Origin of the sequence: Prevotella heparinolytica, from assembly GCF_004342845.1 — a bacterium.
GTDB lineage: Bacteria > Bacteroidota > Bacteroidia > Bacteroidales > Bacteroidaceae > Bacteroides > Bacteroides heparinolyticus.
The window spans coordinates 1-20,474 of sequence record NZ_SLXB01000016.1; the positions used below are offsets into that span (position 1 = coordinate 1).

At 44.8% G+C, this 20,474-nt stretch carries 17 protein-coding genes, 1 tRNA gene and 3 pseudogenes; 16 read left to right on the top strand and 5 right to left on the bottom strand.

The genetic code is table 11. The features are described from left to right. Positions 1 to 232: 232 nt before the first annotated feature. From EV202_RS08825 to queF, 4 genes are all read left to right on the top strand, one after another. Positions 233 to 751 carry an HU family DNA-binding protein gene (locus tag EV202_RS08825; RefSeq protein ID WP_131926776.1) on the top strand — a complete coding sequence of 173 codons (519 nt, stop codon included), beginning with the start codon at positions 233 to 235 and terminating at the stop codon, positions 749 to 751. A 383-nt stretch (positions 752 to 1,134) separates the two neighbouring features. Next, positions 1,135 to 2,481 (top strand): OmpP1/FadL family transporter, encoded by a 1,347-nt coding sequence (locus tag EV202_RS08830; RefSeq protein WP_131926778.1) that lies wholly within the window; start codon positions 1,135 to 1,137, stop codon positions 2,479 to 2,481. A 232-nt stretch (positions 2,482 to 2,713) separates the two neighbouring features. Next, positions 2,714 to 3,394 carry a queuosine precursor transporter gene (locus EV202_RS08835; protein ID WP_106070043.1) on the top strand — a complete coding sequence of 227 codons (681 nt, stop codon included), beginning with the start codon at positions 2,714 to 2,716 and terminating at the stop codon, positions 3,392 to 3,394. Between the two features lie 264 nt (positions 3,395 to 3,658). Further along, positions 3,659 to 4,114, top strand: coding sequence for a preQ(1) synthase (gene queF / locus EV202_RS08840; RefSeq protein ID WP_106070042.1), 456 nt, complete (start codon positions 3,659 to 3,661; stop codon positions 4,112 to 4,114). Between the two features lie 131 nt (positions 4,115 to 4,245). Here the strand turns inward: queF and eno are convergent, their stop codons facing one another. Together eno and EV202_RS08850 are read right to left on the bottom strand one after the other, a co-directional pair. Beyond that, on the bottom strand, positions 4,246 to 5,526 hold the full coding sequence (eno, locus tag EV202_RS08845; protein ID WP_106070041.1) for a phosphopyruvate hydratase: 1,281 nt from the start codon (positions 5,524 to 5,526) through the stop codon (positions 4,246 to 4,248). 17 nt (positions 5,527 to 5,543) lie between these two features. Beyond that, positions 5,544 to 5,882, bottom strand: coding sequence for a DUF6686 family protein (locus EV202_RS08850; protein WP_106070040.1), 339 nt, complete (start codon positions 5,880 to 5,882; stop codon positions 5,544 to 5,546). Between the two features lie 747 nt (positions 5,883 to 6,629). Here EV202_RS08850 and nrfH point away from each other — a divergent pair. The 4 genes and pseudogenes from nrfH (at position 6,630) to ccsA (ending at position 10,945) form a co-directional block, all read left to right on the top strand. Continuing rightward, positions 6,630 to 7,220, top strand: a complete 591-nt coding sequence (nrfH, locus tag EV202_RS08860; protein WP_106070039.1) for a cytochrome c nitrite reductase small subunit — start codon at positions 6,630 to 6,632, stop codon at positions 7,218 to 7,220. A 22-nt stretch (positions 7,221 to 7,242) separates the two neighbouring features. Further along, a pseudogene (locus EV202_RS08865) lies at positions 7,243 to 8,813 on the top strand (cytochrome c nitrite reductase). A gap of 9 nt (positions 8,814 to 8,822) precedes the next feature. Beyond that, positions 8,823 to 10,049: pseudogene (locus EV202_RS08870) on the top strand (cytochrome c biogenesis protein ResB); the annotation flags it as partial. Positions 10,050 to 10,153: 104 nt separating this feature from the next. Next, positions 10,154 to 10,945, top strand: a complete 792-nt coding sequence (gene ccsA, locus EV202_RS08875) for a cytochrome c biogenesis protein CcsA (protein ID WP_106070036.1) — start codon at positions 10,154 to 10,156, stop codon at positions 10,943 to 10,945. Positions 10,946 to 10,964: 19 nt separating this feature from the next. On the opposite strand, the gene EV202_RS08880 is transcribed toward ccsA, so the two are convergent. The 3 genes and pseudogenes from EV202_RS08880 to EV202_RS08890 form a co-directional block, all read right to left on the bottom strand. Beyond that, entirely contained in the window at positions 10,965 to 11,657 is a 693-nt protein-coding gene (locus EV202_RS08880; RefSeq protein WP_131926782.1) for a Crp/Fnr family transcriptional regulator, read from the bottom strand. 119 nt (positions 11,658 to 11,776) lie between these two features. Then, a pseudogene (locus EV202_RS08885) lies at positions 11,777 to 12,650 on the bottom strand (PfkB family carbohydrate kinase). Positions 12,651 to 13,063: 413 nt separating this feature from the next. Beyond that, positions 13,064 to 13,137, bottom strand: a tRNA-Asp gene (locus EV202_RS08890). Between the two features lie 357 nt (positions 13,138 to 13,494). On the opposite strand from EV202_RS08890, the gene purU reads away from it, so the two are divergent. The 8 genes from purU to lysA all read left to right on the top strand — a co-directional run bounded on the left by purU (position 13,495) and on the right by lysA (position 20,456). After that, positions 13,495 to 14,352, top strand: coding sequence for a formyltetrahydrofolate deformylase (gene purU / locus EV202_RS08895; RefSeq protein WP_125238720.1), 858 nt, complete (start codon positions 13,495 to 13,497; stop codon positions 14,350 to 14,352). A 5-nt stretch (positions 14,353 to 14,357) separates the two neighbouring features. After that, a complete protein-coding gene (gene hisH, locus EV202_RS08900; RefSeq protein WP_106070594.1) occupies positions 14,358 to 14,948 on the top strand; it encodes an imidazole glycerol phosphate synthase subunit HisH in 591 nt (196 codons plus the stop codon). Next, positions 14,945 to 15,664 (top strand): 1-(5-phosphoribosyl)-5-[(5-phosphoribosylamino)methylideneamino]imidazole-4-carboxamide isomerase, encoded by a 720-nt coding sequence (gene hisA / locus EV202_RS08905; protein WP_131926784.1) that lies wholly within the window; start codon positions 14,945 to 14,947, stop codon positions 15,662 to 15,664. Before hisH ends, hisA begins: the two co-directional genes overlap by 4 nt. 46 nt (positions 15,665 to 15,710) lie before the next feature. Then, on the top strand, positions 15,711 to 16,469 hold the full coding sequence (gene hisF, locus EV202_RS08910; protein WP_106070099.1) for an imidazole glycerol phosphate synthase subunit HisF: 759 nt from the start codon (positions 15,711 to 15,713) through the stop codon (positions 16,467 to 16,469). A 32-nt stretch (positions 16,470 to 16,501) separates the two neighbouring features. Further along, positions 16,502 to 17,110, top strand: a complete 609-nt coding sequence (gene hisIE / locus EV202_RS08915; RefSeq protein WP_131926786.1) for a bifunctional phosphoribosyl-AMP cyclohydrolase/phosphoribosyl-ATP diphosphatase HisIE — start codon at positions 16,502 to 16,504, stop codon at positions 17,108 to 17,110. A 29-nt stretch (positions 17,111 to 17,139) separates the two neighbouring features. Then, entirely contained in the window at positions 17,140 to 17,847 is a 708-nt protein-coding gene (locus EV202_RS08920) for a cell division ATP-binding protein FtsE (RefSeq protein ID WP_106070101.1), read from the top strand. A gap of 45 nt (positions 17,848 to 17,892) precedes the next feature. After that, the gene (locus tag EV202_RS08925; RefSeq protein ID WP_106070102.1) at positions 17,893 to 19,215 is read left to right on the top strand and encodes an aspartate kinase; all 1,323 of its coding nucleotides are present in this window, start codon (positions 17,893 to 17,895) and stop codon (positions 19,213 to 19,215) included. An 80-nt stretch (positions 19,216 to 19,295) separates the two neighbouring features. Continuing rightward, positions 19,296 to 20,456 (top strand): diaminopimelate decarboxylase, encoded by a 1,161-nt coding sequence (gene lysA, locus EV202_RS08930; RefSeq protein ID WP_131926788.1) that lies wholly within the window; start codon positions 19,296 to 19,298, stop codon positions 20,454 to 20,456. Positions 20,457 to 20,474: the final 18 nt, after the last annotated feature.

The following is a 20,474-nucleotide window of genomic DNA, read 5'->3' on the forward strand; positions in this document are numbered from 1 at the left end:
TTCGTTGTAGAGAGTGCTGTTTTTTAATGTATTGGTTATCATTGCTTTAACATTTTCGGTTGTAGATGCCGTTTTCTTGCATTTTCTTTTGTCTGTCCCTAACTTTGCAACATCGAATCCGAGGAAAGCAGACGGACGGAACCGTTGAGGCCTCGCGGTGAAAAAAATCTGTTCCTCGGATGAGATAAGAGAAACCAATACATTATTATTAATAAACTAAAACTTTAAAATTATGGCTTTTTACAAGAAATTTCACTCGAAACTGACCGGTTTATGGTATCCGAAAGCGGTTACGACCGGTGCCCCCGTCTCTACTGACAAAATTGCGGACAAACTTTCCTTACTTTCTACCGTTACGCGCGGTGATACGTATGCCGTGATAAAGAATCTGGGAAACGTGATGGCCGACTATATGGCCCAAGGACGCACCGTGAAACTGGAAGGGGTGGGAACTTTCTATTACACGGCGGCTGCGAATAAGAAAGGAGTGGCCAAACCGGAGAATGTGAATGCGTCGCAGATTGTGGGAGTTCGCGTGCGTTTCATCCCCGAAGTAAGGCGCAATAGCAACAAGCAGGTTGTCACCCGCTCCATGGTAGATACTGTTATCGGTTGGACGGATATAGAGAAGCTGACTTCCCAAAAAGAAACTTCCGGTTCGTCCGAATCTTCCGGTTCTACCGGTCCCAATCCCCCTGTAAACCCTGTTCCCGGCGGCGAAGGAGACCAAAACAGCAATCCTTTGGGGTAATTGCGGAGCGGCTGAAACGCACTGTTGCTCCGGCGGCTATCCAGACCGACGAAGAGTTGCCGGAGCACCCTTATGATTTTTCAGGCGCGGCTTATGCGAATTTCACGGATTTTGTCAATGAACAGCCGTGCCGATGCGTGAAGTCCGCGCCTGATATGGTTCATAATGCAAGAGCCTTTTTCATTGCGGTGCATTTCTTCGGGGCTGTTTGGAGATGGAGGATAATCGGGTGGGATGAAGTACGACAGATGACTTTTTGTTTCATTGGAAATTGTTTGTTTTTCAATCAAATAAGAGATATTATGTGCTTTTCTGCACAAAAACGCTTGTGGTGTGCGATATTGTTGTACCTTTGCGGCCGAAAACAATTAAAAAAGATTTAGATGAGAAAATTTTTATTGATCGGCATTGCGATGCTGATAGTTTCAATTCCAACTTTTGCGGGTGGCTTTCTGACTAACACCAATCAACACCCGGCTTTTCTTCGTATGTTATCTCGCGGTGCCACTACCGAAATAGACGGTGCTTACTACAACCCCGCCGGTCTGGCTTTCTTGCCGAAAGACGGGTTTCATGCTGCTTTGAGTATTCAGAGCGCTTTCCAAACGAGAAATATCGATGCCGCTTTCCATACATACAACGGTTTGAACGGGACGAAACCCATTGTTTCGGAGAAGCCTTTCAGTAAATATTATGAAGGAAAGGCTGCCGCACCGGTTATCCCCAGTCTGTTTGCAGCCTATAAGAAAGGTAGCTGGACCATTTCCGGTTTCTTTGCCGTCACCGGTGGCGGTGGCAAGGCTTCGTTCGACGACGGCCTGCCCATGTTCGAATCGATGGTTATGGCCGGAATCTTTCAATCTGCTCTGAAAAGAGGGCAAGTAGTGACTCCGAATATGTACACCATCAATGGAGGCATGGATGGCAAGCAATATATCTACTCCTTGCAGTTGGGCTTGACTTATAAGGTGAACGAATGGCTCTCTGCGTTTGCCGGCGGACGTATGAACTATTTCTTCGGCGGTTACAAAGGATTTGTGGATGCCAGTCTGAAGAAAGAGTATGGCGGTGCCGCCCTGATGAACTTGGCTTTGGACTGCGATCAGACCGGCTGGGGCTTGACACCGGTTATCGGTGCGAATGCCCGGTTGGGTAAGTTGAACATCGGTGCGAAGTATGAGTTCTTGACTAACCTGAACATTGAAAACAACACGAAAGAGCTGAAAGCGCCGGAGGGTACGTTGGATGCCTACAAGCACGGCGTGAATACTCCGAACGACATCCCTTCCATGCTATCGGTTGCTGCGGCTTATGAGTTTCTGCCGGTGCTGCGCGCCTCTGTGGAGTATCACTTCTATAACGACAAGAAAGCAGGTATGGCGGGAGATAAACAAAAGTTCCTGACAAAGGGTACGAACGAGTATCTGGCCGGTATCGAATGGGATGTAACTAAGAGGTTGACTTTGAGCTGCGGCGGTCAGATAACGGATTATGGATTGTCTGACAACTATCAGAGCGATACCAGCTTCTCTTGCGATTCGTTTTCTTTGGGTTTCGGTGCGAAATTCAAATTGAACGAAAGAGCGAAAGTGAATATCGGTTATATGTGGACCAACTATGAGGATTATAAAAAGACTTCCGCGAATTATAATGGAACCGGACTAAGCGGTACGAACGTGTATAGCCGTACGAATAAAGTCTTCGGCCTCAGTCTGGATTATAGCTTCTAAAACCGAAACTTCGGCATCAGCCATACAATGGATGTTTTGAAACTCAGATAGCTTGCATGGTTATCTGAGTTTTTTCTTGCTTTTAAAAATAGAAATCTTCCGTTGCTCTCTTCTATACGATAGAGAAATTTGTCTGTTTGGAAAAAACATTCTATCTTTGCGCCCGATTAAAAAAGTATGATGCCGCGAATAGCGGTCGTGTATTCTAGAACACCACGTAAAAAACAGGAGTATGAAGCAAAAAGTATCTGTACCTTTTATGCTGCTGGGCATTTTGTTCAATGTCTGTCTGATTGCAGCCAATCTTCTTGAAACTAAAGTCATTCAGGTTTGCGGTATCACCGTGACGGCCGGACTGTTAGTATTTCCGATTTCTTATATTATCAACGACTGCATTGCCGAGGTCTGGGGATTTCGCAAAGCGCGTCTGATTATCTGGAGTGGTTTTGCCATGAATTTTTTTGTGGTAATGCTGGGCCTGTTGGCGGTTGCTTTGCCTGCCGCTCCTTTTTGGGAAGGCGAGGTGCACTTCAATTTCGTCTTCGGCATGGCTCCGCGCATTGTAATAGCCAGTCTGTCGGCTTTTCTGGTAGGCTCTTTTCTGAATGCCTATGTCATGAGCCGTATGAAGTTGGCAAGCAACGGGCGAAACTTCTCCGCACGCGCCGTCTGGTCGACGGTGGTAGGTGAGACGGGCGACTCGTTAATCTTTTTCCCCGTAGCCTTCGGCGGAATTATCGCGTGGAACGAGTTGCTGCTGATGATGTGCATCCAGATTGTGCTCAAGTCCATGTACGAAGTAGTGATACTCCCGGTGACCATCCGTGTGGTGAATGCCATCAAGCGGATAGACGGAAGCGACGTCTATGATGAAGGAATCTCTTACAAAGTGTGGAAAATCAGCGATATTTAGAATCTGTGCTGCATTTATTCAATAGGTATTTCTTAGCCTCTTCTGCGTTTGTTTTCTGCTTTTTTCTCCATTTTATTCGTCACATGGTTCGCGAGGCAGAGGTGGAGTTTGAAGCAATGGATGAGCATTATTGACGTGCTATAATGGCATTCAAGGAGACGGCTACGGCTGTTGCCCGACGTGTAAGCTGAGGAATGGGGGGGGAGAAGCATCTGGCAGGCAATGACTTAAACGAACTTTAGGAATCTCTTAATAAGAAATGATATGACCGAATTGAAAGAACAACTCTCTTTATTGGGAAGGAAAACCGAATACAGGCAAGACTATGCCCCCGAAGTGCTGGAGGCTTTTGACAACAGACATCAGGACAATGATTATTGGGTGCGTTTCAATTGTCCGGAGTTTACCAGCTTATGCCCTATCACCGGTCAGCCGGATTTTGCGGAAATCCGTATATCTTATATCCCTGATGTCAGGATGGTGGAAAGTAAAAGCCTGAAGCTCTATCTTTTCAGTTTCCGCAATCATGGAGCTTTTCATGAAGACTGTGTAAACATCATCATGAAAGATTTGATTCGGTTGATGAATCCCAAGTATATCGAAGTGACTGGTATCTTTACACCGCGTGGCGGCATTTCCATCTACCCTTATGCCAATTACGGCCGTCCCGGCACGAAGTACGAGCAGATGGCGGGGCATCGTCTGATGAATCGGGAATGATGTTTCCTTTCGATGGTATTTCTTATATATACCGATTGCATTTCCTATATATAATAAGGTATAGGAAAATAAAAATAGCGCCTTTTCCCAAAGACGCTATTCCCTCTTTATGACTTATTCACTACAAAGAGTTATTTTATTCTTTTGTAGCCATAAACAGCAAGGTTGCCCAGCTCTTCTTCGATGCGCAGCAATTGGTTATACTTTGCCATGCGGTCCGAACGGCTCAAAGAGCCCGTTTTGATTTGTCCGCTATTGGTGGCAACGGCAATGTCTGCAATGGTAGCATCTTCTGTTTCGCCGGAACGGTGCGAGGTTACGGTTGTATAACCATGACGGTGTGCCATCTCGATGGCATCCAGCGTTTCGCTGAGCGACCCGATTTGATTGACTTTGATAAGAATGGAATTGGCGCATCCTGTGGCAATGCCCTTTTCAAGGAATTCCACATTTGTCACGAACAAGTCGTCACCAACCAATTGGCAACGGTTGCCGATGCGTTCGGTCAGCTTTCTCCAGCCTTCCCAGTCGTTTTCGCTCATACCGTCCTCAATGGAGTCAATCGGGTATTTATTAATCAAATCTTCCAAGTATGCTATTTGTTCGTCGGCTGTACGTTTTTTGCCTTTCTCGCCTTCAAATATGGTATAGTCGTAGATACCGTTCTTGAAAAACTCGGATGAAGCACAGTCCATGCCGATTTTTACATCCTTGCCCGGCTCGTAGCCTGCTGCTTTGATGGCGCTCATAATGGAGTCCAGCGCATCTTCCGTGCCTGCCAGTGCCGGAGCAAAACCTCCTTCATCGCCGACAGCCGTGCTGAGACCACGGTCGTGTAGAACTTTCTTCAAGGCATGGAATACTTCGGCTCCCATACGCAACCCTTCGCGGAAAGAAGTGGCGCCTACGGGGCGAATCATGAATTCCTGAAAGGCGATAGGCGCATCGCTGTGAGAGCCTCCGTTGATGATGTTCATCATCGGGACGGGCATTACATAGGTGTTTACGCCGCCGATGTATCTGTATAGGGGGATGTCGAGATAGGCAGCCGCCGCTTTGGCCACAGCCAACGAAACGCCCAGAATGGCGTTGGCTCCCAATTTCGACTTGGTGGGTGTGCCGTCCAGCTCCAGCATCTTATGGTCGATGGCGCGTTGTTCCAATGCCGACCGGCCTGCCAAGGCGGGAGCAATTATTTTATTGACATTTTCTACCGCTTTCAACGTTCCTTTGCCGCCGTAACGTTTTTTGTCACCGTCGCGCAGCTCCAAAGCCTCGTGCTCGCCGGTTGAAGCGCCGGATGGCACAGCCGCGCGTCCCATGACGCCGCATTCCAAAATTACGTCCACTTCTACTGTGGGATTGCCGCGTGAATCAAGAATCTCACGGGCTACAATCTTTTCAATTTTCATACTTAATATTCATTTAGTTAGTTTAAAGAGTAATGTTCCAGATGTATTGATAAACTTGCTTCGTCTTCTGTCGTTGTAAAGTCCACCAACCTTTTCAATTCGGCCAATTCCTCAGGATGAAGAGCACAGTAAAAACCTTGTATGGGCATTCGCAGAAAGATTTTACGGGCATTTCTCATATCCCGGTTCAGGTTTTTATAATATTCGCCGTCGATAGAGCATATATACCGGCGGAAATGCCGGAACTCATCGTCGGTAAATCTGAAAAACAAATTCCCGAACTCCAGATGATAAGCATTGCACTTGGCGCAAAAAGATACAAAACCGTTGGCAGTCTGTTTCAATAAATTGTCCATAGTCTTTGTTTGAATTGTGGCAAAGGTCGTGCTATTTACGATATTTGTCAATACCTATAAATTGCGGTATTGGGGTGGGGCGAAGCAAGAATTAGGTAGCGGCCGATGATATGTTTGGTTCTACCGGCTCGAATCTTCGAAGCCGATTCGCTGAAGGAAACTAAAATAAATTTAACCGGAATTCTAAGACTCAGAACTCCGGTTAAATTTGAAACATATTCTCAAAAACAGTTTCTAAAGTAACATCAGCTCGAGATAAGAAAAGTGTACTAAAAGTTGGTAATCTCACTTATTTATAGTTGAATACCAATAACTGTGTAAAAAAAATCCTTTATCCCTGTCATTTGTAAAGATATTCTGTAAGGATTATAATGCCATCATCTTCGTTTTACCATCTTCGTATCATCTTCGTATCAAGTTCGTATCATGTTCGTGTGGGGTTGCTCGCTATAGACACGAAGAAAAGACGAAGATGATAAGAGTGAGTATCAACTTTTTTCAAAGGAAGGAGAGGCCTTTATCGGGTGATGTCTTTTTCCGGAAATAAAAAGAAAGAGTTTCCTCTTGTCAGGGCTGACAGCTTATAACCTGCTACCAAAGAAGCCGTCTATGAATATTGACATTATTGACAAAAGCAGATTTATTGCATAAGATTTATATCGAGTTCGCGTTAAAATATTAAGATGTAATCTTTATTACACTTTTTTTATTTATAATAATGTATTTTCGCCAAAAATATATTGTCGTATGGCGAAACTATCTATCATAAGCAGACTGTTTCCTTCTTATAAATGGAAAGTGACGGCACTTATTGTATGCGGTATTCTTGTTGGCGGGGGCGGATTGTTTATGTATCTTCTCCGGGCTCACACTTATCTGGGCAATGACCCTGCCGCGTGTGTCAACTGCCACATCATGGCTCCTTTTTACGCAACGTGGTTTCACAGTTCCCATAGCCGGAACGCTACGTGCAATGACTGTCATGTTCCTCATGAAAATCCGGTGAAGAAATGGGTGTTTAAAGGTATGGACGGTATGAATCATGTCCGTGTTTTTCTCCTCAAGGGCGAACGGCAGAGCATTCAGGCACATGCGGCCAGTTCGCAGGTCATCATGAATAATTGTATTCGTTGCCATACGCAACTCACTAATGAGTTCGTCGGTGCAGGGAAAGTGGACTACATGATGACACTCGTGGGAGAGGGCAAAGCCTGCTGGGATTGCCATCGAGACGTGCCTCACGGTGGGAAGAACAGCCTTTCGGCCACGCCTGCCGCATTGGTTCCTTATCCGGAATCACCCGTGCCGGAATGGCTTCAGAAATTAATGAACAGATAATAACAACAAATCTTCATATCTTATGGAAAAGAAACTCAAATCATGGCAAGGATGGCTGTTGTTCGGTGGTTCAATGGTTATTGTGTTTGTGTTGGGACTGTGTGTATCGGCTTTGATGGAACGGAGAGCCGAATTGGCGAGTGTGTTCAATAATCGCCGAACAGTTATCGAAGGAATTGAAGCACGCAACGAGGTTTTTAAGGATGATTTTCCGCGCGAATACCAGACGTGGACTGAAACTGCCAAAACAGATTTCCGGACAGAGTTCAACGGGAATATCGCAGTGGATGTGTTGGAGCAACGACCGGAAATGGTGATACTGTGGGCGGGATATGCTTTCTCTAAGGATTATTCCACTCCGCGCGGGCACATGCATGCCATTGAAGATGTTACGATGACGCTACGCACCGGCTCACCTGTAACGGCAACCGATGGCCCGCAACCTTCTACCTGCTGGACTTGCAAGAGTCCGGATGTTCCGCGTATGATGGAAGCCATCGGGGTAGATGCTTTTTATAATAATAAATGGGGGGCTTTTGGTGAGGAAATAGTGAACCCTATCGGGTGTGCCGATTGTCATGAACCGAAAAACATGAACTTGCACATCAGCCGTCCGGCATTGATAGAGGCTTTTGAACGTCAGGGCAAAGATATAACGAAAGCCACGCCGCAGGAAATGCGTTCATTGGTATGCGCCCAGTGCCATGTGGAATATTACTTCAAGGGCGATGGGAAATATCTGACCTTTCCTTGGGACAAAGGTTTTAACATAGAGGATATGGAAGCCTATTATGATGAGTCCGGTTATTGTGACTATATTCATCAATTGAGCCGCACTCCGATATTAAAGGCACAACATCCGGGCAAAGTCTTCATCAATAGCCGATTGAAGGTTATTGTGACTATATTCATCAATTGAGCCGCACTCCGATATTAAAGGCACAACATCCTGATTTTGAGATTTCCCAAATGGGCATTCATGGACAACGTGGTGTTTCGTGCGCCGACTGCCACATGCCTTATAAAAGTGAAGGTGGTGTGAAGTTCAGCGACCATCACATACAAAGCCCGCTGGCAATGATCGACCGTACTTGCCAGACTTGTCATCGCGAAACTGAAGAAGTATTGCGTCAAAACGTATATGAACGCCAACGCAAAGCCAATGAAATCCGTAACCGTTTGGAACACGAATTGGCAAAGGCGCATATCGAAGCCAAATTTGCATGGGACAAGGGTGCTACAGATGGCCAGATGAAAGATGTTTTAGCGCTGATTCGTCAGGCACAATGGCGTTGGGACTTTGCTGTGGCTTCTCATGGTGCTGCTTTCCATGCACCGCAGGAAACTCAACGTATCTTGTCTCATGGTTTGGATAGGGCTATGCAGGCACGTTTGGCCATTTCCAAAGTCTTGGCAAAGAATGGTTTCACCGGTGATGTGCCTATGCCGGACATTTCTACCAAAGATAAAGCACAGAAGTATATCGGGCTGGATATAGATGCCGAAAAAGCCGCAAAAGATAAATTCTTGAAGACAACTGTTCCTGCCTGGTTGGAGAAAGCAAAGGCTAATAATCGTTTAGCGCAAAAATAAAAGTGTTTTATGTGGAAGAAACCGTGGGGGTATAAAGAAGGCTTTATTTGTGGTGCAGGCTTGTGTGTCACCGGTTTGTTGTTGCAGTGGACCATAGGGGGTGTTTGTTGGCAATTGTTTGCTTGGCCGGTTAACTTTATTGTCTTGATATTATATCTGTGTTTGCTGGCTGTTATGCATGCGCTTCGCAAACGGGTGTATTGTTTTGGCTGGCTCAGCCACTATACGGCTGCGGTTTCTTCTCTTATATGCGTAGCGGTTATCACCGTCGTTATGGGATTGGTGCGGCAAGTGCCGTCCACTCAGCCGCCGGCAGAACTCATCGGTTTCTCAAAGATGCTCTCTTTCTGGCCGTTCGTGTTATTCTATGTGTGGTTGCTTTCCACTTTGGGATTGACTATACTTCGCGTGAGTTCTCCTTTTGAAATGCGGAAGATTCCTTTCCTGCTCAATCATGTCGGTCTGTTCATCGCTTTGCTGGCTGCTACTTTGGGTAACGCTGATATGCAGAGACTGAAGATGATTACCCGGTTGGGACAGACCGAATGGCGTGCAACGGATGAGAACGGCAAACTGATAGAGTTGCCGCTTGCCATTGAATTGAAGAATTTCACGATACATGAGTATCCTCCGAAGCTGATGTTGATTGACAACGAGACGGGACAGGCACTTCCGAAAGATGATATCCCGGAACATCTACTATTGGAGGGTGGGGTGGACAAAGGCAAACTGTTGGAATGGGAAATCGCTGTTCTTCAGTCTATTCCGATGGCAGCTTCTGTTGCAACAGAAGATACACTGAAATTCTCGGAGTTTCATTCAATGGGGGCCACTTATGCCGTTTATCTGAAAGCAAAGAATGTAAAGGATGGACGGTTATGCGAAGGGTGGGTGAGTTGCGGCAGTTTCATGTTTCCTTACAAGGCATTATGCTTGACCGAGCAAGTCGGTCTTGTGATGCCTGAACGTGAGCCGCAGCGGTTTGTCTCGGATGTGACGGTTTATACGCAGGAAGGCAGTGTGATAGAAGATACGATTGAGGTGAACCATCCCTTAAAGATAGCCGGATGGAACATCTATCAGTTGAGCTATGATGAGACGAAGGGGCGTTGGAGCGATGTCAGTGTGTTCGAGCTTGTGCGCGATCCTTGGCTTCCGGTAGTCTATATCGGCATTGTCATGATGATGATAGGAGCTGTATGCCTGTTTGTAAATGCTCCAAAAGGAAAAGAAAAGAAGGTCGATAATAAAGTGAATCCGGAAGAGATGTTTGAAAAAGAGGAAGTATCTGTCCAGACCGAAAGGATATTATGGAGCAGAGAAGAAAAGGAGGAGTGCGTATGAGTTGGAATAGTTTTGCTCCGTTTGCTGTTTCCGCCTTGCTGCTTTGGGGGCTGGGGGCTTGGTCTGCATGGCGCGGTAAGCGGCCGGGAGTTGTGTATGTTTCCACTTTCTTGGGTTTGGGTGTATTCTTCAGTTTTATCGTGGCTATGTGGATTTCGTTGGAACGTCCTCCCATGCGCACGATGGGCGAGACCCGTTTGTGGTATTCGTTTTTCCTTCCGTTGGTGGGGATAATTGTTTATAGTCGCTGGAAGTATAGGTGGATTCTCTGTTTTAGTTTTATTCTTTCATTGGTGTTTATTTGCATCAATATCTTCAACCCCGAAATTCACAATAAGACGTTGATGCCTGCTTTGCAGAGTCCGTGGTTCACGCCGCATGTCATAGTCTATATGTTTGCCTATGCTATGCTGGGTGCTGCTGCACTTATGGCGGTCTATCTGCTTGGTTTTAAGAAGAAAGAGATTGATGGCCGTGAGATGGATTTGTGTGATAATCTGGCGTATGTGGGACTTGCCTTCATGACGTTGGGCATGTTGTCCGGGGCAATCTGGGCAAAGGCGGCTTGGGGGCATTATTGGGCTTGGGACCCAAAAGAAACATGGGCTGCCGCCACATGGTTTTCTTATTTGGGATACCTGCATTATCGTCTGGGCAGACCTTTGGCATACCGCAAGGCATTGGTGGGGCTGCTTCTCTCTTTCTTATTGTTGCAGATGTGTTGGTATGGAATCAATTATCTGCCTTCGGCGCAGGGTGTGAGTGTGCATACCTATAATCTGAACTGAAAGAATGTTGGCGACGGCATTACCCGACATATCCCTTTAAAGCAGCTTCATTCAGTACCTCGATACTTTTTCCGGTCATTTGGATGATTCTTTCTTTAGTCATCTTATTGATTTCTTTTGATAGTGCCGGACGGGTCACGTTGAGGTATTCGGCCAGTTCGGATTGTGTATGGGCAATGGGGATGATTCTGCTATGGTTTCCCTTGTTCTCAAAGAGGTAAACTACAAATCTTTCGCGGACGGTCTTGCGAGAAAGGATTTTTAAGCGCGAAACGGTGCAGACGTTGCAATTGCCGGTTATACAAAGGAAATTGTGCAGTACTTTGGGATTCTGACTTATCAGATTGAAAGTGGATTCTTTGGTCGCTGTGAATAAGGTACAATGCTCCATGGCTGTGAAAGTTGCCGGTAATGTAGTGTCGGTTCCGAAAAGATGAGGCGTGGCAAAAGCGCGAGGGGCGATGATGTTTTCTATCATTACTTTGTTGCCCAATCCGTCGATGATGTCTACACGCAGTTTGCCTTCCAGTAATATATAAAGTTTCTTGCAAGGAACTCCTTGATGGGCTATGACGTCTTTCTTTTCTACGGAATAGACGGAGTAGTCCAGCTTGTCAAGTATCGACAGTTTGGCATCTTGTTCCAGTTCCCTTAATAAAGGGATTTGGAACAGCAGCTGCTTATGCTTTTCACTTAACAAGATTTTTTCCATAGCATACGTTTCTCTGACAAAGGTATAAATAATATGCAGATGCAAAGGCCTTTTCAATCGTATTTTTAAGAGCCCCTTTGCAAAATAAGCGTGAAGGGAAGTTTGGAGAGGTGTGACTCTCACATATTGGTAATGCTTCTCACTTGTGCCTCCGTGCCGCGAAACGGACCGTGGGATTGCAATTTCAATGTACACATGGCTGCTGCAAAACAACCTGCTTCCTGATAAGAGGCTCCTTTGTTTCGCATGTACAGGTAGCCCACCATATAGGTATCTCCGCATCCGGTAGCATCTACAACTTGTAGCGTAGGGTAGGCCGGGATGTCATAGAATTGTCCGCTTGCATAAATCAGTGAGCCTTTGTCGCCCAGTGTGAGTAGTACCTCTTTTACGCCCCAATCGGCAATCAGCAAGGCGGCTTCGTGAGGGTCGGTACATCCGGTAAGTACTTCCATTTCTGCTTCATTGGCTTTCAAGGTATAGATATATTTCAATGCTTCCTTCTTCTCCGGCCAATCCACCGGCAATACTTGCTCGTTATCTACTTTACGCAGAAAGCCTTGCACGTCTGCGGAAAGGTGACTTTTTCCTGACAGAAATTTGATGACCTCTAATGAAAAATCATCGGCCAGCAGGGTGCCAAGGTGAATGGTTTTCGCACTAATGTCTTTCAATGCTTCCACTGTGAATGGGTCGGCTTTTGCCGTAACGCGTTGTGTGCGCTCATTCTGGTTTTCGCCATATATATTTTCAAAGCAGACGGAATGGTTGCTGTGTAAAGCTTTCACCTCGATGCCTTCTTTCTTTATTTCCTCCACGACATGCATATCGGCATCAGCCAGTCACCAACAGAAAGCCTTCTGCGCTCAAATGCTTGATGCCATGGGCGAAATAGAAAGAGGTGCCTCCCGGCATATATATAGTACTTTGAGGAGTCACCACTTTATCTTGGGTGATATATCCGATGCAACATAGATTGTGCCGTATGTTCATTATCGACTTTTATTTCTTATTATTCTGATACTCTAAAATTTGCGGCGAAGATACTTCTTTATGCTCAATGGGAAATAAGTATCGGGAGAATAGACCAATTTTGTCGTGGAATATACGATAAATAGTTGTTCTCATGATTTTTCAGGAATGGATAGAAGAGAGGTTGATGTTTGTTTCCTCTCGGCTAATCTCTCCTGAAGTGTGGGCTTATGCTCTCTAAAGTGCGGGGATGTTCCTCTTTAGGTGTGGGCTTACGCTTCTTTAGGTGTGGGCATAGACTTGCTAAAGTGTGGGTTTAAGTTTACTCTGATGTGAGTTTACATTTACTTATGTGCTTCTCCATTATTGGGAGATCGGACGTAAAAAAAGAAGTCTTTAATTGTTTTTGTAATTAAAGACTTCTGATATAATTGCGGTGCGTACGGGACTCGAACCCGTGACCCCATGCGTGACAGGCATGTATTCTAACCAACTGAACTAACGCACCATTACCTTGTTTTCTCGCTATCTCTCTCGATTGCGGTTGCAAAGGTAGACATTTCTTTGAAATCTGCAATACTGTGCATGATTTTTTTTGCGAGCTTTTTATCAGGTTTGCTTTATATTATTCATATTGAGAATATTGCATGGAAGAGGAATTTTGTAAACAAGCAGTTGCTTTGATATGAAATTTATCTCGTGTTTAAGTACTGTTTAAGAACCTTTTTTAGAAGAAAACGAAACTTTTTATTTGTTCTTTCAAACTTCGTGTTCTGAAAATTCGTCATTTGGCAATAAATCGTTATTTTTGCCAACTCAAAACAAGTATGTTGTTATATAAGAATAATAAAAAGGAATTCTTAGAATGATGAAAACGGCCAAACTGTTGCTACACTGTCTTGACAAACCGGGTATATTGGCAGAAGTGACAGACTTTATAACGGTGAATAAAGGGAATATCATCTATCTGGACCAATATGTAGACCATGTGGAGAATATCTTTTTCATGCGTATTGAGTGGGAATTGAAAGATTTTCTGGTACCTCAAGAAAAGATAGAGGATTATTTTGCAACTTTGTATGCGCAGAAGTACGATATGAATTTTCGGCTCTACTTCTCTGATGCAAAGCCCCGCATGGCTATTTTTGTTTCAAAGATGTCTCACTGTTTGTTTGATTTGCTGGCACGCTATACGGCAGGCGAGTGGAATGTAGAAATTCCTCTTATCATAAGCAATCATCCGGACTTGCAGCATGTGGCAGAGCGTTTCGGTATTCCTTTTTATGTGTTTCCTATCACCAAGGATACCAAGGAGGAGCAAGAGAAGAAGGAAATGGAATTGTTGGCCAGGCATAAGATTACATTCATTGTGCTGGCGCGCTATATGCAGGTAATTTCCGAACGGATGATCAATGCTTATCCCAACCGGATAATCAATATACACCATTCGTTTCTTCCGGCATTTGTGGGAGCAAAGCCTTATCATGCGGCTTTTGAACGTGGAGTAAAGATTATAGGGGCCACCAGCCATTATGTTACAACGGAATTGGATGCCGGCCCTATCATTGAGCAGGATGTGGTGCGCATAACGCATAAAGACACGGTGCAGGATTTGGTGAATAAGGGGAAGGACTTGGAAAAAATTGTACTTTCACGTGCCGTTCAAAAGCATATTGAACGGAAAGTGTTGGCATATAAAAATAAAACGGTGATATTTAATTGATAGAGATGAAGGTTGCAATTGTCAAATACAATGCCGGCAATATACGTTCGGTGGATTACGCCTTGAAACGCCTGGGAGTGGAAGCCGTGATTACGGCAGATGAAGCTGCGTTACGAGCTGCCGATAAGGTTATTTTTCCCGGAGTGGGCGAGGCGGAAACAACCATGAACTTTTTGCGTGCCGGTGGAATGGATAGGTTGATAAAAGACCTGAAACAACCGGTATTGGGTATTTGTTTGGGCATGCAACTGATGTGTCGCCATTCGGAAGAGGGAGATGTGGACTGTCTTGGCATTTTCGATGCCGACGTGAAGCGTTTCGTTTCCTTGAAACCGGAGGAAAAGGTTCCTCACATGGGGTGGAATACCATCGAGCAAGCCAACTGCAACCTCTTCAAAGGTCTTTCAAAAGAGGAGTATGTGTACTTCGTGCATAGTTATTACGTTCCGTTGAACGACTGCACGGCAGCTGTGACAAACTATGTCCTTCCGTTCAGTGCAGCCTTGCATAAAGATAATTTTTATGCCACCCAGTTCCATCCCGAAAAGAGTGGAGATGTGGGTGAACGTATCTTACAGAATTTTTTGACATTATGATAGAACTGATTCCCGCCATCGATATCATCGACGGAAAGTGTGTACGTCTTTCTCAAGGTGATTATGAAAGTAAGAAAGTGTACAATGAAAATCCGGTAGAGGTAGCTAAGGAACTGGAAGCTCACGGCATCCGTAGGCTCCATGTCGTGGATTTGGACGGTGCTGCTTCACATCATGTAGTGAACTACCGAACATTAGAGCAAATTGCCGTGAACACTTCTCTGATTATAGATTTCGGTGGGGGAATAAAGAGCGACGAGGATTTGAGGATAGCTTTTGAGAACGGTGCAACGATGGTGACCGGTGGCAGTGTTGCGGTCAAGAATCCTGAGTTGTTTTGCGGTTGGCTTCAGGCATACGGCCCGGAGAAGATTATTCTTGGTGCGGATGTGAAGGACCGGAAAATAGCTGTTAACGGTTGGAAAGATGAAAGTGCTTGTGAGTTGTTCCCGTTTTTGAAAGAATACGTAGAAAAAGGCGTTCGTAAAGTAATCTGTACAGATATCAGTTGCGACGGAATGTTACAAGGTCCGTCTACGACTTTGTACAGAGAGGTATTGGAGCAATACCCCGGCTTGTTTTTGATAGCCAGTGGAGGTGTGAGTTGTGCCGATGATATTCGGGAACTGGAAGTAGCCGGTGTACCTGCCGTTATTTTTGGCAAAGCTTTGTACGAAGGACGCATCACATTGAAAGATTTGGAAGACTTTTTATAAGGAAACTTTCGGTTCAAATAGAAATCATTAATTTGAAAAAAGAGTTGTGTTAGCAAAAAGAATCATTCCCTGTCTTGATATAAAAGACGGGCAGACTGTAAAAGGAACCAATTTCGTGAATCTACGCCATGCAGGAGATCCTGTTGAATTGGCACGGGCTTATAGCGAACAAGGAGCGGATGAGTTGGTTTTTTTAGATATTACAGCCAGTTTCGAAGGGCGGAAAACATTTACGGAACTGGTGAAACGCATAGCGGCAAACATCAGTATTCCTTTTACCGTAGGTGGAGGAATCAATGAACTGGGCGATGTGGACAGGTTGCTGAATGCCGGTGCCGATAAAATATCCATTAATTCTTCTGCCATCCGTCGTCCGGAATTGATAGACGAAATTGCTAAGCATTTCGGATCACAAGTGTGCGTGTTGGCAGTAGATGCAAAACAGACAGAAAAGGGCTGGTGGTGCTATTTGAATGGCGGACGTGTAGAAACGGATAAAGAACTGTATTCATGGACTGCGGAAGCGCAGGAACGGGGGGCGGGCGAGATCTTGTTTACAAGCATGAATCATGACGGTGTAAAGAACGGCTATGCCAATGAAGCTCTTTCTGTTTTGGCCGGACAACTTTCCATTCCTGTCATAGCATCGGGAGGGGCAGGTTGCAAAGAGCACTTTCGCGATGTTTTTCTCCAAGGAAAAGCAGATGCAGCCTTGGCAGCCAGCGTTTTTCACTTCGGAGAAATCAAAATTCCCGAATTAAAATCGTATCTTTGCAGCCAAGGGATTTCTATGCGCTTGATGTGATAACATTTGATTTTTAATAATTAATATCTGAAATGTTGGATTTTGACAAAATGAACGGACTTGTTCCGGCTGTGATACAAGATGCAGATACTGCAAAGGTACTGATGCTGGGCTTTATGAATAAAGACGCTTATGACAAAACTATGGAAAGCGGAAAGGTGACTTTCTTCAGCCGTACCAAGAATCGTTTGTGGACAAAAGGTGAGGAAAGCGGAAATTTCCTGCATGTGGTTTCTGTCAAGGAAGATTGTGATCAGGACACACTGCTCATTCAGGTACATCCCGAAGGTCCTGTTTGCCACACCGGTACTGATACTTGCTGGGGAGAGAAGAACGAGCAACCCGTCATGTTCTTGAAACAACTTCAGGACTTTATCAGCAGACGCTATGAAGAAATGCCCGAAGGGTCATATACTACCAGCTTGTTTCAATCCGGAGTCAACAAAATGGCACAAAAAGTAGGTGAGGAAGCGGTAGAAACAGTTATTGAGGCCTGCAACGGAACAGATGAACGTTTGATTTATGAGGGAGCAGACCTGTTGTATCACCTGATTGTTCTGCTTACTTCCAAAGGGTATGGCATCGAAGATTTGGCTCGCGAACTGGAAGAACGTCATAGCGCCACTTGGAAAAAACATTAAAGTAGTAATTATAAAAGCTAAAAGCGGTGATGAGCAGTGAAGTACTGATTCGATATAAAGACGTTGCGATACATCAACAAGAGTTATGCGTGCTCAACGAAGTTAACTTGGAACTTTACAAAGGAGACTTTGTCTATTTGATTGGTAAGGTCGGTTCGGGTAAAACAAGTTTGCTCAAGACTTTTTACGGTGAATTGGATATCGTGTCGGGTGAAGCTCAAGTATTAGGGCATGATATGCTTCATATCAAGCGGAAGCATATTCCGCAACTGCGCCGCAAATTGGGTATTGTTTTTCAGGACTTCCAGTTATTGACCGACCGTACGGTCTATGATAATTTAGCGTTTGTTCTTCGTGCCACCGGTTGGAAAAACAAAGGCGAGATAAAAGATCGTATTGAAGAAGTGTTGGAACTTGTTGGTATGAGTAATAAGGGATATAAGTTGCCTAATGAATTGTCCGGAGGTGAACAGCAACGCATCGTAATTGCCCGTGCCGTACTCAATTCTCCGGAGATAATTCTGGCGGATGAACCTACCGGAAATCTGGATGCAGAAACCGGACGTGCCATAACGGAGTTGTTGCACAACATCAGTCAAGCCGGTTCTTTAGTAGTGATGACGACACATAACTTGCAATTGCTGTGTGATTTTCCCGGCAAGGTTTATCGCTGCGTAGACCACTTGATGACGGATGTTACAACGGAATATGCTACTCTTGCATCGGTGGTGGGATAATAGTGAATAGATTTTTATATACATAAATTTAATACAGGAACGAAAATGAAAGTTTTAAAGTTTGGAGGTACTTCAGTAGGCTCGGCAGCTCGCATGAAGGAGGTTGCCAAATTAATTACCGATGGTGAATGTAAGATTGTGGTTCTATCTGCCATGTCGGGTACCACAAACACATTGGTTGAGATTTCGGACTATCTGTACAAGAAGAATCCGGAGGGGGCCAACGAAATTATCAATAAACTGGAGAGCAAATATCGCCAGCATATTGAGGAGCTTTTTGCCACTCCGGAGTATAAACAGAAAGGACGCGAACTGATCAAGTCTCATTTTGATTATATCCGTTCTTATACCAAAGACCTTTTTACATTGTTTGAAGAGAAGGTGGTGCTGGCACAGGGTGAGTTGATTTCTACTGCCATGATGAACTATTATTTGCAGGAATGCGGCATAAAATCGGTATTGCTTCCGGCTTTAGAATATATGCGTACGGACAAAAATGCAGAACCCGATCCCGTTTATATCAAAGAAAAATTGAATGTTCAGCTGGAATTACACCCGGATGCTGATATTTATATTACGCAAGGATATATCTGTCGTAATGCTTATGGTGAGATCGATAATCTGCAACGTGGAGGAAGCGACTATACCGCATCCCTGATTGGAGCGGCTATCAATGCTTCTGAAATACAAATTTGGACGGATATTGACGGCATGCACAACAACGACCCGCGTATCGTTGATAAGACTTCTCCCGTACGTCATCTGCATTTTGAAGAGGCAGCCGAATTGGCTTATTTCGGTGCCAAGATTCTGCATCCTACTTGCATTCAGCCGGCCAAATATGCCAATATACCCGTACGGCTTCTCAATACGATGGCACCCACTGCTCCGGGTACATTGATTTCAAATGATACGGAGAAGGGAAAAATCAAGGCTGTGGCTGCCAAGGAGAATATCACGGCTATCAAGATTAAATCCAGTCGCATGCTGCTTGCACACGGCTTTTTGCGCAAGGTGTTTGAAATCTTTGAAAGTTATCAGACTTCCATTGACATGATTTGTACTTCGGAAGTGGGTGTATCGGTGTCTATTGATAACGTTAAGCACCTTAACGAGATTTTGGACGACTTGAAGAAATACGGAACGGTGACTGTGGATAAGGACATGTGCATTATCTGTGTCGTGGGCGATTTGGAGTGGGAGAATGTGGGCTTTGAAGCCAAAGCATTGGACGCAATGCGCGAGATTCCTGTTCGAATGATATCTTTCGGCGGCAGTAATTATAACATCTCATTCCTCATTCGGGAGGAGGATAAGAAAGCGGCTTTACAATCGCTTAGTAACGCTCTGTTCGGCGAAGTACAATAACAGAAAAGATATATAAAACCAAAGCGCTTTTACCTTTTTGATAAAAGCGCTTTTTTAAAACCGGATAACAGGATACACAGATGAAAGGAATATTTCCCATCAATAAATTTCGAGACTTACGTACGCCCTTCTATTATTATGATACGAAGGTATTACGCGATACGCTTGCCTGCATTCGTGAGGAGGTGGCAAAGTATGGTAACTATGCAGTGCATTATGCTGTAAAGGCGAATGCGAATCCCAAAGTTCTTGCCATTATTCGCGAGAATGGACTTGGCGCCGATTGCGTGAGCGGCGGTGAGATTCATGCAGCTATCAAAGCGGGTTTCCCGGCCGATAAAATAGTATTTGCGGGTGTTGGAAAAGCCGATTGGGAAATTAATCTGGGATTAGATCATGATATCTTTTGTTTTAATGTAGAGTCTGTTCCGGAGCTGGAAATTATCAATGAACTGGCGGGAGCTAAAGGAAAAATGCCCAATGTGGCATTCCGTATCAATCCCAATGTAGGTGCTCATACTCATGCAAATATCACTACCGGATTGGCCGAAAACAAGTTTGGTATCAGTATGCAGGATATCGATCATGTGATTGATGTTGCACAAGGGATGAAGAATGTATGTTTCATCGGATTACATTTTCATATTGGTTCTCAAATATTGGATATGGGCGATTTTGTGGCTTTGTGCAATCGTGTCAATGAATTGCAGGATAAGTTGGAAGCACGCCGTATCCGTATCAACCATATCAATGTCGGTGGAGGGCTGGGAATTGACTACGGTCATCCCAATCGCCAGCCGGTACCCGATTTTCGGAGCTATTTCGAATTATACGATAACCATTTGAATTTACGTCCTCACCAGACACTTCATTTTGAGTTGGGACGTTCTGTGGTAGGGCAGTGCGGGTCTTTGATTTCACGTGTGCTCTATGTGAAGCAAGGCGCCAATAAGCAATTTGCCATTTTAGATGCCGATATGACGGATTTGATTCGCCCGGCACTTTATCAGGCTTATCATAAGATAGAGAATATCACATCGGATGACCAAATGCAGACTTATGATGTGGTGGGGCCTATATGCGAGTCATCCGATGTGTTTGGCAAGGCCGTTGATTTGAATGGTGTGAGACGTGGGGACTTTATCGCCCTCCGTTCGGCGGGCGCTTACGGTGAAATTATGGCTTCGGGTTATAATTGTCGGGAGTTACCGAAAGGGTATACTTCGGATGAGTTAGTATGAATGTCTTTTCCCTGCGAA